1 protein-coding gene is annotated in these 265 nt (G+C 40.8%); it reads left to right on the forward strand.

What is annotated here, in order from left to right; genetic code table 11:
- A partial coding sequence (locus EOC06_RS39035; protein WP_128310202.1) for an ABC transporter permease occupies positions 1 to 265 on the forward strand: 265 nt, incomplete at both ends.

Here is a 265-nt window from a genome sequence, read left to right on the forward strand (position 1 = left end):
CATGAACATTATGCTTGTATCTGTTACAGAAAGAACAAGGGAAATCGGGATAAGAAAAGCAATTGGAGCGAAGAAAAAAGATATCATGTTACAGTTCTTAATTGAAGCGGTTGTTTTAAGTGCATTTGGCGGAATACTCGGTGCCTTGATTGGACTTGGAAGTGCTGAGGTGCTGTCAAGCATGCTTGATATGACAATGCAGATCACTTGGTGGATTGTCGGAGGTTCGGTAACCTTCTCTATCTTAATAGGGATAATATTCGGC

The organism is Mesorhizobium sp. M7A.F.Ca.MR.362.00.0.0 (genome assembly GCF_004023175.1).
In the GTDB taxonomy this organism is placed as follows: Bacteria; Pseudomonadota; Alphaproteobacteria; order Rhizobiales; family Rhizobiaceae; genus Mesorhizobium.